The organism is Pseudooceanicola spongiae (genome assembly GCF_014899185.1).
In the GTDB taxonomy this organism is placed as follows: Bacteria; Pseudomonadota; Alphaproteobacteria; order Rhodobacterales; family Rhodobacteraceae; genus Pseudooceanicola; species Pseudooceanicola spongiae.
Window position 1 is genome coordinate 3,147,827 of sequence record NZ_CP045201.1, and the last position, 14,208, is coordinate 3,162,034.

Genomic DNA, 14,208 nt, shown 5'->3' on the forward strand with positions numbered 1-14,208 from the left:
CGTTCAGGCGCTCATGCGCCGGACCGGCCTGTCGGCGGCGGCGGCGGGCAGCGGCAGACGGGCGCTGAGCGTGGTGCCCTGCGCGCCCGAGCGGATGTCGAAGGTGCCGCCACAGGCCGCGATCCGGTCGGTCAGATTGGCGATGCCGTTGCCGGGCACCGCCGTTGCGACATCGAACCCCGCGCCGTCATCGCTGAGCGAGATGTTCAGATGCGCATGATCAAAGCTGATGCGGGCGATGGCATGGGGCGCATGGGCGTGACGCAGGATGTTGTTGGCGCCTTCCCGAAAGAAAGCGCGCAGCACATGGGCCTCGGCCGCGGCAAGCTCGATATTGGGGATCGCTTCGGTCTGCCATGAAAAGCTGACGCCGACGGCCTCCATATGCTCGCTGATCTGGCCGCGCAGATCGGCCAGAAGGCGCGGCAGCGGCGCCCCGATGCTGGAGGGGTTGGAGATGATCTCGCGCAGGTCGAGCAGGGTCTGGCGGATCAGCATGTCCTTGCGGTCCACCTCGGCGCTGTGCAGCGCGCCCAGCAGCTGGACGCCGATGTTGTCGTGCATGTCGCGGTTGATCCGGCTGCGCTCCTCGGCCACGGCACTTTCATAGGCGATGTGCTGGGCCAGCGACCGCCCGAGGATGTCGTTGATGCCGCGCGCGTGGTGCAGATCGCGGCTGGAGAACAGCCGCCGCCCGCCCGCAGCCCATCTGAGGCGCAGGTCCGGCAGGCAGCCCGCGCCCGGCAGATCCAGCGCCTCGCCCCGGTCGACCAGCTGCGGCGCGGCAAGGCCCTTGGGGGAGAGGGTGATCTGCAGCGGCTCAAACCGGTCCTGCCAGAAGGCGCGCAGCTGACGCTCCTGCTCGACCGGGTCATGGGTCAGGGCGATTTCGGTGATCTGGGCAAAAACCTGATCAAAGGGCGTCTCGTCCGTCTTCCTCAGGCGGATCTGCAGGGCGTGGCGCAGCGGCAGGTAGGCAAAGCCGACCACCGCCAGCGACAGCCCCAGTGCCGCATCCTTTTGCAGGGACAGCACCAGCACCAGCGCGGCGTCCAGCCCCAGAAGCAGCAGAACACCCGCGCCGTAGAACACCAGCTGAAACGCCCAGTCCGACAGATCGAAGAGACGGTATCTCGCGATGCCAAGGCCGAGGCCAACATAGATGGCGAGGAAGAAGATGAAGGCGTGCCCCTGCGAGATGCCCGGCTCAACCCCCGACAGGAAGGGCAGGACGATCGTGGCGACAAAGCCGCCCGCGCCAAGGATCACAGACAGGCCGAACCATGTCAGCACCGCGCGGGCCGAGGGGTCGTTGCGGCTGATGAGGTATTGCGCCGCAATGCCGCCCAGCAGCGCCAGCATGGCAGCGGCCACCGGGATCTGGATGTTGTAGCTTTGCAGTGGCGCACCGATCACCAGCGCGACGATCCAGCCCCCCAAAAGCACCGGCGTCAGTAGCAGCGCCCAGCCGTGCACCAGCCGTTTGGGATAAATCAGGAACAGGTTGATCATGCCGACCCCGAACAGCAGCGTGCCCGCACCGTTCATGCGGGTGAAGATGTTCAGCAGTGTCCGGGACAGCGCCAGTTCGCGGGTGCTGTAGATCGCGGCGGCATAGGCGGCCATCGCCAGCCCGATGCCTGCCAGCAGGAAGTACCACGCCGAGGGCTGGCGCGGCTTCAGCGAGACGATCCAGCCGCCAAGGCAAGGACCCGCCAGACCGACGAAAATCTGGATCCAGAACACCGCCGGCAGATCGCGCAGCGGGCGCGCAGGGACCGGGGTGACGCGCTGGCGGATCAGCGCGCCGTCCTTTTCGACCTCAAGCACCACTTCGCCGCCGCGCAGCATCGCGGCCAGCATCTGCTGACGGTCGAGGAAATGGCGCAGCATCCCGGCCTCGGGGATATAGTCCGGCTCCTCCACCAGATCGAGCGTGCCGAGGCGCAGTCCGGCGTCCTGCGGGCCGGAGGCCGGCGCAATCGAGAGCAGATGGGCGGGCGCGGGAAGGGCGGCGGAGGGCCCCGTGCTGGCGCTCAGCACGATGGGGTCGAGGGTATGGGCCGCCGAGGGGTTGGTCCGCTCCAGCGTCAGGCCAAGCCAGGGTTGCGAGATGGCCAGCAAGATGACCAGCGCCGCAGCGGCAAACGCAGCGAACCATGTGGCCAGCAGCACCACAACCGGAGACCTGAAGACAAAGGCATCCATACCCTTCACCCCTTGCGACCGAAGGCAACAGGCCCGCAGGACAGCCCGACCCTCATCCCACCCTACACATATCACCCGCGCTGGACGCCCCCTGAACAGGGGGAAGACGAGACGGCGGGAAAGCAGACTATGGGCGATGCTAGGCGTCATTTATGTAGAATCGGAAGAAAATATGAAAAAATTTATTCAATTGCCCCGACCTGCCGTTAACCTTTTCGTCTCCGGGGTGGCTTTGATCGGGCTCGCGGGGTGTCTCGGCTCCTCCGGGGGGGGCGCTGCCGGTGGCGGTGGCGGGACCGCATCGCCGCAAACCGCCAACGCCTTTCAGGCGCAATTCGACCGGGTCACCGGGCAGGGACCGACCAGCGACCTGCCGACCTCGCTCAGCGGGACGTACACCGGGGCACTACGGGTGGATGTGACGGATGCCAGCCAGACGGTCGGCGAGGTCTTTGGCGATGTGAACCTGCAGGTCAGCTGGGCCGACGGACAAACCACCAACCCCTTCAGCGGCAACGTCGACAATCTGCGCGGCTCGATCAAGGGCGAGCCATCGGGGGCCATCGAGGGCACTCTGACCGTAGACAATGCCATGCCCGCCAGCATCAGCCGAAGCGTCAACACGATCAACGCCCCCATCATCGGCCCGACCACGCTGGCGACCGGCGCGATGAGCGTCATTGTCACCGGCGATCTGACCGCCGCAGGCGAAACGGTTGAGACCAACCTGACGCTGGGGGGCAATTTCTATGGGCCGGGGGGCACGGCAATGGCCGGTCCGGTGGTCGGTGGGTTCCGAACCGGGCAGACCGCCGCGATCTTTGACGGCTCGGCCGCGGGTACGTTCTACGCCGAAAAGCAGTGATCCGGCGCGCGCGGTGACACCTCCCTCCGGCCTCGGATTGCGCCTGTGATCCGGGCCGGGGGGATTTTGCAGAATGCGATCCTCATGACCCTCAAAAAGCTCTCAGCCGGCCTGCTGGTGCTGCTGTGCCTGACGCTGGGCGCGGCGACGACCGCCCGCGCGCAGACCCCGACCGCGCAGCAGCAGGAGGCGCGTTTGTGGGATCTGGCAGTCGAGGCGGGTCGCAAAGGCCAGACGACACAGGCGCTGGCACAGATGGAGCGGCTGGTCTCGCTGCGCCCTGACGCCGCGCGCTATCACTACGAGCTTGGTATCCTGCTGGCGCAGCTGGGGCAGGACGACCGCGCGCGCTATCATCTTGAGCTGGTGCGCGGGGGCGATCTGCCGCCAGAGATCCGTGCCGAGGTGATCCGCAGGGTGCAGGCCATCGACCAGCGCCGCCCCTGGGACGGATACCTGCGCTTCGGCCTGGTGCAGGAGAGCAATCCGGCGCGGCGCACTGCGGCGGAGAGCCTGCAGATCGGCGGGTTGAGTTTCACGATCAATCCCGCAGCGCGGGCACAATCGGCGCGGGGGCTGAACCTGGGCGTCGGGGCCACGGCGCAGAACGCACTGAAGGCGCGGCTGAACTTGCAGGGCGCGGTGCACGCGGATGCCACCTTTTATGACGGCGATGCGCCGGATGACGTGCAGCTGCGGGGCAGCGTCACTTTGCAGTATTTCGGCAACGCCGGGCGGCAGAGCGGGCTGGGTCTGGCGCTGACGCCGCGCTGGCTGGACGGTGAGGCCTATGCGAAAACGCTGCAGATTTTTGCCACGCACAGCCGACCGCTGACGCAATCGGGCACGCTGGACGTGATGCTACGGCGGGGAAGGATCGACTATGCTCAGCCCGGCGTCGCCCCGCTGGATCAGAGCGAAGTGCAACTGACCTATCGCCATGCCGCCTCGCCCCGGCTGGCGTTTCACGGCGGCCTCAGCGCCGAGCGGCGCAGCAGCGCGGCGGCTTGGGAGAGCGGGCGGGTCTTCGGGCTCAGCGCCGGGGCGACCTATGCGTTTGAGGGCGGGGTGGTTGCAGGTCTGGACCTGAACGCGCTGTCACGCCGCCACGACAGCCCGCACCCCCTGTTCGGCAAGATCCGCGAAGATCATCTGGTCGTCGCCGGTCTGCGCCTGCTGAACCGCGACTGGAGCTGGCGCGGCATGACCCCGGTGCTGTCGCTGGCCTGGGAAAAGCAGACCTCAACACTGGCCTATTACAGCTATGACAACCTGCGCATGGGGCTGACCCTGACCAAGCGGTTCTGACGCTGTGATCTGCCGGTGAGACCCTGCTCCGGTCGCGCGTTGGACCGGAGCAGGGGGCGGGGGTTACTTGCGACGGATCATGGTGATCAGATCGCCAAGCGCATCCTCGGGGCCGAAGGATTTGTTCACCGCGTAGACGGTGCCGTCCCCGGTCACGATGACGTCGTTGGGAAAGTTGCCAAGGGCAAGGTTCGCGGCAATGCGGCCCTGCGTGCTGACGGCGGTGAGGGTGCCCGCACCGCGGTTTGCGACCCATGCGAGGCCGCCCGCCGCATCATGACCGACGCTGAGCGCCCCGGCCCCCACCGGCACGTCATGGCGCACTTCGCCTGTCGCGGGATCGACCAGCAGCAGGTCATCGGAGTCCTGACCGGTGACGAAGACCAGCCCGCTTTCGGCATCGAAATCGACGCCGGTGGCATGGATCGCCCCCGGCAGCGCGAAGACCGAGGCGACACTGCCGGTTGTGGTGTCGATCACCGCGAGCTCGCTTGTGGCGCGCGAGGTGACGAACAGGCGGTTGCCGAACGTGTCCAGCGCCAGGTTCATGACATAGAAGTTTTCGCCGCGCAGGGTGCTGTCGATCTCGATGATGCGCACCGGCTCCAGCGTTTCGGCGTCGAAGACATGCACCTTGGCGGTCGCGGAGGAGGTCACGTAAACGCGGTCATGGGCGGGGTCCACCAGCACTTCGCGGCTGTGATAAACTTGGCCTTGCGGGAACTGCTTGATCAGCCTCAGGTCGTCCTGCGCATAGACGGCGACGCTGTTGCTGGCGGTGTTCGTCACCCATAGGGTGCCGCGCGCCTCGTCCAGCGCGATGCCGAAAGCGGCGGCGGGAGCATCGGCGAAACGGCCACCGTCGTCAGTGCGCAGGTCCTGCGGATAGGGCGCGGGTGCGGTCCGGGCGATCACGTCAAGCGTCTCGGGGTCCAGTTTCAGAAGCGCCGCCATCATCGGCCGGAACGAGGAGGCGGTGACGAAGAGTGCGTTGGAGGTCGGGCTATGGGCCAGCTGGTAGAGGCCCGGCGCGGGGGATTTGACCGAGGTGACGGAGTATTCCCCGGCGCCCAAGAGCGGGACATCGGGTGAGATCTTGAGATCTAGCAGCTTGGTGGTGGAGGGGTCGGTGCCCAGCACCACGATGGGGTGCATCCCGACGGCGGCGGTGTCGGGCAGGCTGAATTCGAACGACAGCCGCCCTTCGGCATCGGCGACCAGCGGGGTGTCCCCGGTCAGCCGCTCAAGGCCTCGCTGCAGGGTGATATCCTGTCCCGGTACGAACCCGTCGCCGCGCAGCACCACGGTGCTGCCGGGAAAGATCGGCTGCTGCGGCGCGGCGGCAGAAACGCGGAAACTGCCGGACTGAGGGGTCGGCGTGGGAAAGGCGGATTGCGCCAGCGCGGGCAGGGCGGTGAGGCTGAGCAGCAGCGCGGCGGCACTGGATTTCAGGAAGGGTCTGAGGGTCATCAAGGGGTCCTTTCGGTATGGCGCGGGGTCAGTAGAGATCAGTCAGAACGCGGCCTGCGGCTTGCATCTGGCACAGCTGCCCGGGCGCGAGGGTTGCTTTCAGCGCCGCGAGGATGGCGTCGCCGGGGGAGCGGCTGCCGCTGATCACGAGGGTCGCGCCGTCTTGCGCGGTGAAGTCGCGCAGGGCGGTCGCGTGGTCGACGATCCAGTCGGGCAGGCGCTGTGGCTGGGGTCCGCGGGATAGCACGCAGTCGATGCGCAGGCGCGGCGGGGCCTCGCGCTCAAGCGCCTGCAGCGGTGCGAAAGGGGTCTGCCGCTCGCCGTGGATCAGCCAGAGCGGGGCGGTGCCGGGCCGGTCCATACGGGCGCGCAGCGGGCCAAGCGTTGCGGCAAGGCCGGTGCCGGTGGCGATCAGCAGCAGCGGGTGATCGGCCTCAGCGGCCCTCTCAAACGCGGCGTGGTGGGGGGTGTCGCGCAGGGTCAGGCGCAGGGACCCGCCCACCGTCAGACCCGCCGTCAGCCAGCCGGAGCCGAGGCCGGTTTGCCCGTCCAGCCCACGACGCTGGCGCAGGATCAGGGCGACCTCGCCGCTCTCGGGCAGGGAGGCGACGGAATAGCTGCGGTGTTGCGGCGTGCCGTCGGGGGCCATCAGCGCGACATCGGCAATCGCGCCGGGGGTCCAGTGGGTGGGGCTCTGGGGGCGCAGGCTTAGGTGGAAGACGGGCTCCTGCGGCGCATCCGGGGTCAGCAGGCTGCGATGGGTCAGGTGCCACTGGTCGGCGGGGTCGATGCCCACCTCACGGCGCCAGCGGGCCAGATCGGCTGGGGCCCCGCGATCCACCTCGACACGGGGGAACAGCGGCGCGGCGCCGCGCGCCAGCAGCGCCGCGTCGATCTGGCGACCGAAGCCGCAGAAGGCGGGATAGCTGCGATCGCCAAGGGCGAGCAACCCGTAGCGCAGGCCGGAGAGGTCGCCGGGACGGATCGCGGCCAGCCGGGGGAGGAAGGCGCGGGCGTTGTCCGGTGCCTCGCCATGCCCGGCGGAGGACAGCAGGAACCAAGCCTCGCGGGCGCGCTTGAGGGCCTCGGGGGTGACACTGCCTAGCGCGCGGGCCTCGGCCCCGAGGCGTCGGGCGTGGTCCTGCGCCAGACGTTCGGCCAGCCCCGATTGCGAGGCAAAGAGCACCAGAGGGGTATCGTCGGGCGAGGTGTGCTCTGCCGTGGTGCGACGCCAGAGCAGGAGCAGCAGCCAGGCCAGCCCCAGCGCTGCGGCCACGGCGATGCGCAGGGGCGAGAGGGTCAGCGTCGGGATCACGCGGCATCCTCCCAGTCGCTGAGGCATGCGCTGCGGCGAACGCCGTTGCGAAGGGTGAGCAGGGCGGGCAGGCTTTGCGCGGTGGCCAGCGCCAACGCGTCCTCGGGCGGCAGGACCATCAGCGCAGAGGCCCAGGCATCGGCAAGCGCGGCGCGGGGGTGAAACACATGGGCCGACAGCACCGCCTCGTCGCAGGGCTGGCCGGTCGCGGGATCGAGGGTATGGCTCCACCCCGCGCCCGCGCCAGAGCGGCGTCGCCAGCAGCCCGAGCCGGCCAGCGCCATACCGTGCACAGCAGCGAGGCAGCGGGGCAGGGCTGCGGCGGGTGGGGTTTCGATGTCGATCCACCAGGGCTGGCCCTCGGGCGACAGGCCGCGCGCGGCGATCTCGCCGCCGATCTCGATCAGGTGGATGCTCAGGCCCGAGGTGGAGAGACGCTGCGAGGCGAGGTCCACCGCCCAGCCCTTGGCGATGCCGCCGAAGTCGAGCCAGAGGCCACCGGGCTGGAAGACATGCGCGCCTTGCAGCCGTAGCCTTGCACGACCGCAGGCGCCGCGCGCGGCCTCCAGCGCCTCGGGCTCCGGGGGCGCGGTGACCGGGCCGGAGGGTCCGAAGCCCCAGAGGTCTGCAAGCCGCCCGAGCGTTGGATCAAGCGCGCCGCTGGTGAGGTCGCAAAGGCGCAGGCTGTCGTTGAGAAGGGCGATGACCGGTGCGGGCAGCCGGTGCCAGCCCGGCGCGGCGTGATTGAAGCGGGAGACGGCGCTGTCGCGGCTCCAGAGGCTGAAAAGGGCGATGGTTTCGGCGCAGGCGGCGTGCACGATCGGCACGGGATCGGGCAGACCGGGGGCGCTCCAGCAGGTCAGATGCCAGCCGGTGCCCATCGTCGCGCCCTGCGCCGTGGTGCGCTGCCAGCCGGGTCCAGCCATGTCTTGGGGCGCGCCGGGCTGGATCAGGACGGGGTGGGGCGCGGTCGTCATGCGTGCACGAACAGCAGGAACAGGATGGCGGGCAGGGCCAGCCCGCCTGCGGTGACGGGCCATGTCGCCGGGCGCGCGCGGGCGTGCATCAGCAGGATGCCGAAACCGCTGAGCGCAAAGAGCAGGGTGCCGAGGGCGAGGGCATCGATCACGAAGGGCCAGGCTGCGCCACTGTTGCGGCCCTTGTGCAGGTCGGCAGCCAGCGCCAGCCAGCTGCGGCGGGTGATCCTGACCTCTGCCGTCGCGCTTTGGCGGTCGATGATGACGCGGCCTTCACCGCCGGGACGCGGCAGGTCGATCCAGACCTCGCGGGCGTCGAAATCGGCCTGAATCCCTTGCAGCGGCACGCTGACGCGTGGCGACAACCAGCCCGCAAGCGCCTCGGGCAGAGGCAGGGTGCCAGAAGCCGGGGCGGCGCTGAGGACACCTTGCAAAGGCGCGGGCAGGGTCAGCGTCTGTGTGGTGATCTCGGCCCGCGCGGGGATCAGGCCGGGGTGGTTCAGCAGAAAGCCTGTGGTGGCAAAGAAGATCAGGGTCGACAGGCTCGCCGCGCCGGTGATCCGGTGCCAGAGGGTGAACTGGCGCAGCCAGAAGGCGCGCCCGCCCGGCAGCATCGGTGCGCCAGAGGCCATGTCAGGGCTCCACGGTCAGGGTCACGACGCCAAGCTCCTCGGCGCCGCGGGTGGTTTCGCGGGCGGCGGTGCCGGTCCACGCGAAGGGCAGGCGGACCAGATCGCGGCCGCCATCTTCGCGCGCGACCTCGACCGCGAGGGTGTACACCCCCGGGGCGAGATCGGCGAGCGGCGCGGCGTCGCCCGACAGCCGGATCTGATAGCTGCCGGGGCCGCGCGTCGGGCCGCTGATGCCGTCGGCGGGCAGGGTCATTGCTTCGCCGCTGGCGCGCCACCAGCTGCGCAGGTTCTTCAGAAAGCTGGTGCCGAGGTTGTCGCGCAGGCGGGTGTCATACCAGACCGCCAGCGTCGCCTGTGGCGCGCCCTCCGCGCTCTCGACCCAGGCGGCGAGATAGGGGCGGTAGTAAGCGGGCGCTGTCACCTCAGGCAAGGTCAGGTCGAGGGTGATCTCTGCGCCTTGTGCGGAGGCGGCGGCGAGGCCCCCGGCCAGGACCGGCAGAATGCGGCGCGACAGGGACATAGGATCAGCCCTCGGTTGGGGTGTCGGCGGTGCCATCGTCCTCCGGCGCCGGGATCGGGTCGGAGGCATCGACCACGCCATTCTCGTCGGTGTCGTGGCGGCTGAAGGTCGAGGCGGCGACAAGCTGCTGTTCGGCCCAGGAGAGGGCGCCGTCGCGGCTGCGGTCGACGATGGCGAAACGAACATGCGCCTGCTCAAGGGATTTCTCATACCGGTCGTCCTTGTCCAGCGCCTGATCGGCGTATTGCTGGTCCAGCCGGCCTTGGAACTCGGCGACGTATTCGGCCTCGTTCAGCGCGCCGTCGCCATCGGTATCGGCGGCGTCAAAGCGGGATTTGCGGATGGCGTTGTATTCATCCAGCGCAACGGCGCCGTCGCCGTCGGTGTCATAGGCGGCAATGAAGGCGGCCTTTCTGTGACCACCGGCCACGCCGGGGGCTGGGCGGTCTGCCGTTTCGGTTTCAGAGCCGGTGTCAGCCTGTTGGGCCAGAGCCGGGGCGGCGGTGGACAGGACAAGGGCAAGCGGGATCAGGATTTGGCGCATATCGGTTCTCTTCTGAGCTGGAGTGTGGCGGGCACGCGCCCGCCGAAGGGATGGCGGCGGGTCGGATCAGAACGTCCGGCCAACCGAGACCTTGAGAGTGCGGCCCGGTGCGGCGCGCGTGGCGAGGTGCGGCTGGTAGTATTCGTCCAGCAGGTTTTCGACGCCGACGCGCATCTCGACCCCCTCAAGCACACCGGATTTCGCGGTGTAGCCTGCCGAAACGTTGTGCAGGAAAACGCCCGGCGTCGGGGTGGTGGCGCGATCCATGTCCATCACCCAGACCCCCTCCCACTTGAGGTTGAGGCCGGAGTCATAGCGCTTGCCGAAGCCGACGCGCACCTTGTCCGCAGGCTGCTGGGACCAGAAGTTGGTCGCCGCCCCCGCGGTGCGGTTGTAGCCATTGGCGACACTGGCGTTCAGGTCCGCGTAATAGCCGGCGTCGGTGGCATAGGAGGCCTCGATCTCGACACCCTCCATCTCAAGATCGGTGACATTGCTGTAGCTGGTCACGTCCCAGACATCGGTGTGGTAGGCGTTGAGCTTGAGCGCCAGACGGTCGCCCGAGGCGAACAGGTCGCGCCGGTCGTAGGACGCGCCCAGCTCCCACGTCTCGGCCTTTTGCGACTGGGTCATGTAGGCGGTATTGGTCAGGTCATCGAGGATCGGCATCCCCTCGGTATAGGCCCAGGAGCCGAAGACGGCGAAACCGCTGGCCCACTGATAGCGCAGCGAGGCACCGCCCATCAGCGCGGAGTTATGGTACTTGCCGTAGCCATGTTCGGTGCCGTCGATGTTCTGGTCTTCAAAGCGCAGCGCAGGCGAAAAGGTGAAGCCGCCAAAGGTCATGTCATCGACAAGGAAAACCGCGAAGCGTTCGTCATCGCCGCCGGGCGCCGAGGCGGCATCCTTGCGGTCCTTCAGCATGTATTCCGCCCCCAGACGCAAATTGTGATCGGCTGCGCCGGTGGCGAACTCCATGGTGTTTTTCACGGTCAGCTTGGTCGTGACATAGTCCTGATCCGCGTTCAGCAGCGCCGTCGTGCTGCCGGTCGAAGATTGCTGATCAATGGTCTGCTGCGCCCGGCTGAGGGTCACGTCGATGTTCACCAGATCACTGTCGAGCGAGTCGTAGCTGTAGCTCAGCACACTGGTTTTCGAGTGGATATCGCGGTCGACATTGCCGAAGTTGGTCGACCCGAACTGGTCGTAGGGCACGTCCTTGTCCGAGCTTTGCGTGTCGGAATAGCTGAAGGTCAGCGCATGTTCGCGGTCCTGCCCAAAGTGGAAGGTGCCCTTGGCGAGGTAGGAAGGCGTGGTGAAATCGGTGTTTTCAACCGTGTCACCATGGCCATCCTTGTAGGTGTCCTGCGTCCGCCAGGTGTAGTTGAACAGCAGCTCAACAGCCTCACTGGCCTGCCACGCGAGGGTGGAGGAGGAGACAACACCGCCGCCGTTGGAATTGTACCCGACATATTGGCGGGCGGCGAAACCATCCTGCCCCTTGGTGAAATCCGAGGCGTCTTTCGTCTCGAACCGGACCACGCCACCGATTGCACCGGAGCCATACTCGAACGTCCCGACCGAGCCGCGGATCACCTCGGCCTGCTTGTAGAGCGCGGGATCGGTGTAGAGCTGCGTGCCGATCCGATACAATTCCTCAGCGCCGCTGGTGGCGCCGTCGACAAGGATCTGCACGGTCTGGTCGGTGCCGTATGTGCCCGACCACGCGCCCATGCCGCGGATGTTGATGGCCGATCCACCGGGGGTCGAGCCGTTGACAAGGTTCACGCCGGGCACGGAGTCCAGCAGCTCAGCCGTGGTCGAGGCCTGCCGATCATCCATCTCCTCCTGATCGATGACGGTGATCGGGGTCGCGGTCTGGGTCTGCACGGCGCGGTCGGATTCAACAGTGATCGGGTCCAGAATGATATCGGTGGACTGGGCAAGGGCGCCATGGGGCAAGGCAAAGGCCACGCTGCCCAAAAGCAGTCGACGCAGGGTCGCGGAACGATCCATCTCAAGGTCCTATAGGTTGCGCAGGGGGTGCGGAGAGGCACGCCCATCGTCAATGATTTTCGGGGAAATGCTGGATGCCTTGAGGGGCTCTGGCCTGAGGGCGGTTATAAGCGGTGTCTCGCCGGTGTCAATCCCGACAGATACACTCAGGAATAAATTTTGACCCAAGCGTTTGGCCGAGCGGGCGATGGGATTTTCCCACATGGACAGGCTGCCGCCTTATGCCCCGCTGCTTGCTGTCGTCTGGCGCAAACGGTGCTAAGGATGCCGCGTTTCAGCAAGGGGAAAGACAATGACGATCCGCCCAGCCCACAAGACCGACGTGCGCACTCTGGTCGGCCTCTACGCGGCGTTTTTCCGCGAGGATGCTATAGACACGCCCGTCGAGACCATTGAAGCCAACCTCGCGCTGATGATGGCGGACCCGCGCGCCCGCATCTTCGTGGCTGAGGGCGACGGCGAGATCTTAGGGTTTTCGTCCGGAACACTGACCTTCGGCGTGGAATTCGGCCGCTCTGCCGAGCTTGAGGATCTTTATGTCGTTCCGTCAAAGCGAGGCGCCGGATGGGCGAGGAAGCTGGCAACCTCGGTCTTTGACTGGGCCATCGCGGAGGGGGCGAACGAGACGTTTCTGGTCATCACACCGGAAGCGGAGCGGGATCAGTCGCTCACCGCCTTTTACAGCAAGCTCGGGTTTTACAGCTCGCAAAGGATCACGATGATCCGGGCCAGATAGAACGGCACCGAAGAGCGCCGTGGGGCGGTTTTCGGTGCCCTCCGGGGCAGGATCAGGCGCGTGAAATCAGGCCCGAGAAACATCCGCGCTTGGCATTATGCGCGTGGATATAGGCGATGGCCGGGTTGTCGAACAACCTGTGGATCAACGGCTCGATCCCATCGCCTTCAGCGATCTCGGCCTCAAGCATGAACCCGAGGTCGTCATATCCGCGCAGTGCGATCAGCCGCCGCGTCATGACAGGTGGGACGTGGCCCACCTGATCAAACACCGTCTCCGCCCCCTCCTGCACGAAGATCGCGTGGCAGGACCGATAGGGCGAGCTGACCGGCAGATGCGCGTAGTTGAGAAGCAGGGCGGTGTCGCCGACCGCGATATCCTGCATGGCAACGCGGTCGGGGAAGCCGGGGCAGCTGTCGACGCGGTAGCGCACCACCCCGTGCCCGGCCAGCTCCGCATCGGACAGGCCGTAGAAGGCGTGAAAAGGCGCGGGGTCCAGCCCGGTAATGCGATAGGTCATCTTGGTTTCCTCTGTCTGTTGAGACACCGGATCTGGACCAAAGCGGGCCCCCCCTCAGCCCGTTTCATGCGCATTCTGCACGTCAGAGCCGGACGTGGCCGCAAACTCAGCTGACCAGACCGCGCGCTTTCAGCTTGTCGATCTCGCGCGAGACGACATCGGAGAACGCTTCGCCAATCCCGCTCAGCGGGCGGTCCTGCGGCGTGAACTGCGCAATTTCCCAGGTGATCGGGGGGATCAGGCGATGCGCGGTGGCCTTCGTCGCATCGACCAGCTGCAGCGCGACCGGATCGACGATGGCGACGCCAAGGCCACGCTCCACCAGTTTGACGACGCCGTGCAGGGTGCGCAGTTCGGTCACGATGTCGCGCTGGACGTTGATGGTTTCCATCATGTTGTCGATGCGGTGGCGCAGCGGGCTGCCCTCGGCCAGATCGACAAAGCGTTCACGGCGCAGGCGGGGCAGGGGGATGTCGCCCGCCTCGCCCAAGGGGTGGCCCTTGGGCAGGATGCAGCGCGCCTCGCAATGGGCCAGCGGCAGGGTTGCGCCGCCGAAAGCCTCGGGGTTGAGGGTGATCCCGAAGGCCATATCGCAGCTGCGCGCGCTGATCATATGCAGCATTTCGGCCATGCCAACGTCGATGATCTTGACCGACACATCGGGGTTGGTTTCACGAAACTGGCTGAGCGCGTCGAGCAGAAACGTGTCGCAGAAGATCGGTTGCGCGGCGATTGTCAGGTGCCCGACCTGTCCATTTGCAATCGCGATCGCCTCCTGCTCCAGCATCCTCAGGCCGGAAAGGTGCTGGCTGACCATCTGATGAAAGCGGAACGCCTCGGACGTCGGAACCAGCTTGTTGCGTTTGCGCACAAACAGGGTGAAGCCGATATTTCCCTCTAATGACTGTAACATACGGCTGACCATCGGCTGACCGGCGGCGATTTCATCCGCCGCCAGCTTGACGCTGCCGAGGCGCATGTAGGCATCGAATGCTTGCAACTCACGAACCTTATACACGCCAAAACCTCTCAGTATGCATTTTTGGCAATCTATACGCCAATATTGCGAAAACTGGAATACTGTGAATGTTTCCCCT

At 66.8% G+C, this 14,208-nt stretch carries 13 protein-coding genes; 3 read left to right on the plus strand and 10 right to left on the minus strand.

Features of this window, described 5'->3' with window-relative positions:
- Nucleotides 1-3: 3 nt before the first annotated feature.
- The gene (locus F3W81_RS14825; protein ID WP_193079898.1) at nucleotides 4-2,208 is read right to left on the minus strand and encodes a sensor histidine kinase; all 2,205 of its coding nucleotides are present in this window, start codon (nucleotides 2,206-2,208) and stop codon (nucleotides 4-6) included.
- A gap of 172 nt (nucleotides 2,209-2,380) precedes the next feature.
- Here F3W81_RS14825 and F3W81_RS14830 point away from each other — a divergent pair, with 172 nt between their 5' ends.
- Together F3W81_RS14830 and F3W81_RS14835 are read left to right on the plus strand one after the other, a co-directional pair.
- Entirely contained in the window at nucleotides 2,381-3,073 is a 693-nt protein-coding gene (locus F3W81_RS14830) for a hypothetical protein (RefSeq protein ID WP_193079899.1), read from the plus strand.
- A gap of 84 nt (nucleotides 3,074-3,157) precedes the next feature.
- Entirely contained in the window at nucleotides 3,158-4,381 is a 1,224-nt protein-coding gene (locus F3W81_RS14835; protein WP_193079900.1) for a surface lipoprotein assembly modifier, read from the plus strand.
- 63 nt (nucleotides 4,382-4,444) lie between these two features.
- On the opposite strand, the gene F3W81_RS14840 is transcribed toward F3W81_RS14835, so the two are convergent.
- The 7 genes from F3W81_RS14840 to F3W81_RS14870 form a co-directional block, all read right to left on the minus strand.
- The gene (locus tag F3W81_RS14840; RefSeq protein ID WP_193079901.1) at nucleotides 4,445-5,851 is read right to left on the minus strand and encodes a YncE family protein; all 1,407 of its coding nucleotides are present in this window, start codon (nucleotides 5,849-5,851) and stop codon (nucleotides 4,445-4,447) included.
- A gap of 28 nt (nucleotides 5,852-5,879) precedes the next feature.
- Nucleotides 5,880-7,166 carry a flavodoxin domain-containing protein gene (locus tag F3W81_RS14845; protein ID WP_193079902.1) on the minus strand — a complete coding sequence of 429 codons (1,287 nt, stop codon included), beginning with the start codon at nucleotides 7,164-7,166 and terminating at the stop codon, nucleotides 5,880-5,882.
- Nucleotides 7,163-8,143 carry an FAD:protein FMN transferase gene (locus tag F3W81_RS14850; RefSeq protein WP_193079903.1) on the minus strand — a complete coding sequence of 327 codons (981 nt, stop codon included), beginning with the start codon at nucleotides 8,141-8,143 and terminating at the stop codon, nucleotides 7,163-7,165. The genes F3W81_RS14845 and F3W81_RS14850 overlap by 4 nt, the downstream gene beginning before the upstream one ends.
- The gene (locus tag F3W81_RS14855; RefSeq protein ID WP_193079904.1) at nucleotides 8,140-8,775 is read right to left on the minus strand and encodes a PepSY-associated TM helix domain-containing protein; all 636 of its coding nucleotides are present in this window, start codon (nucleotides 8,773-8,775) and stop codon (nucleotides 8,140-8,142) included. Before F3W81_RS14855 ends, F3W81_RS14850 begins: the two co-directional genes overlap by 4 nt.
- Nucleotide 8,776: 1 nt before the next feature.
- The gene (locus tag F3W81_RS14860; protein ID WP_193079905.1) at nucleotides 8,777-9,295 is read right to left on the minus strand and encodes a DUF2271 domain-containing protein; all 519 of its coding nucleotides are present in this window, start codon (nucleotides 9,293-9,295) and stop codon (nucleotides 8,777-8,779) included.
- A gap of 4 nt (nucleotides 9,296-9,299) precedes the next feature.
- Nucleotides 9,300-9,839, minus strand: coding sequence for an EF-hand domain-containing protein (locus tag F3W81_RS14865; RefSeq protein WP_193079906.1), 540 nt, complete (start codon nucleotides 9,837-9,839; stop codon nucleotides 9,300-9,302).
- Between the two features lie 66 nt (nucleotides 9,840-9,905).
- Nucleotides 9,906-11,855: a TonB-dependent receptor plug domain-containing protein gene (locus F3W81_RS14870; RefSeq protein ID WP_226941698.1), complete on the minus strand. Its 1,950-nt coding sequence runs from the start codon at nucleotides 11,853-11,855 to the stop codon at nucleotides 9,906-9,908.
- Nucleotides 11,856-12,147: 292 nt separating this feature from the next.
- Between F3W81_RS14870 and F3W81_RS14875 the strand changes: the two genes are divergently transcribed.
- On the plus strand, nucleotides 12,148-12,591 hold the full coding sequence (locus F3W81_RS14875; RefSeq protein ID WP_193079907.1) for a GNAT family N-acetyltransferase: 444 nt from the start codon (nucleotides 12,148-12,150) through the stop codon (nucleotides 12,589-12,591).
- Between the two features lie 52 nt (nucleotides 12,592-12,643).
- Here F3W81_RS14875 and F3W81_RS14880 read toward each other — a convergent pair whose 3' ends face one another.
- Both F3W81_RS14880 and F3W81_RS14885 read right to left on the minus strand, forming a co-directional pair.
- Nucleotides 12,644-13,111: a DUF1203 domain-containing protein gene (locus F3W81_RS14880; protein ID WP_193079908.1), complete on the minus strand. Its 468-nt coding sequence runs from the start codon at nucleotides 13,109-13,111 to the stop codon at nucleotides 12,644-12,646.
- Between the two features lie 106 nt (nucleotides 13,112-13,217).
- Nucleotides 13,218-14,129: a LysR family transcriptional regulator gene (locus tag F3W81_RS14885; protein ID WP_193079909.1), complete on the minus strand. Its 912-nt coding sequence runs from the start codon at nucleotides 14,127-14,129 to the stop codon at nucleotides 13,218-13,220.
- Between the last annotated feature and the right edge of the window lie 79 nt (nucleotides 14,130-14,208).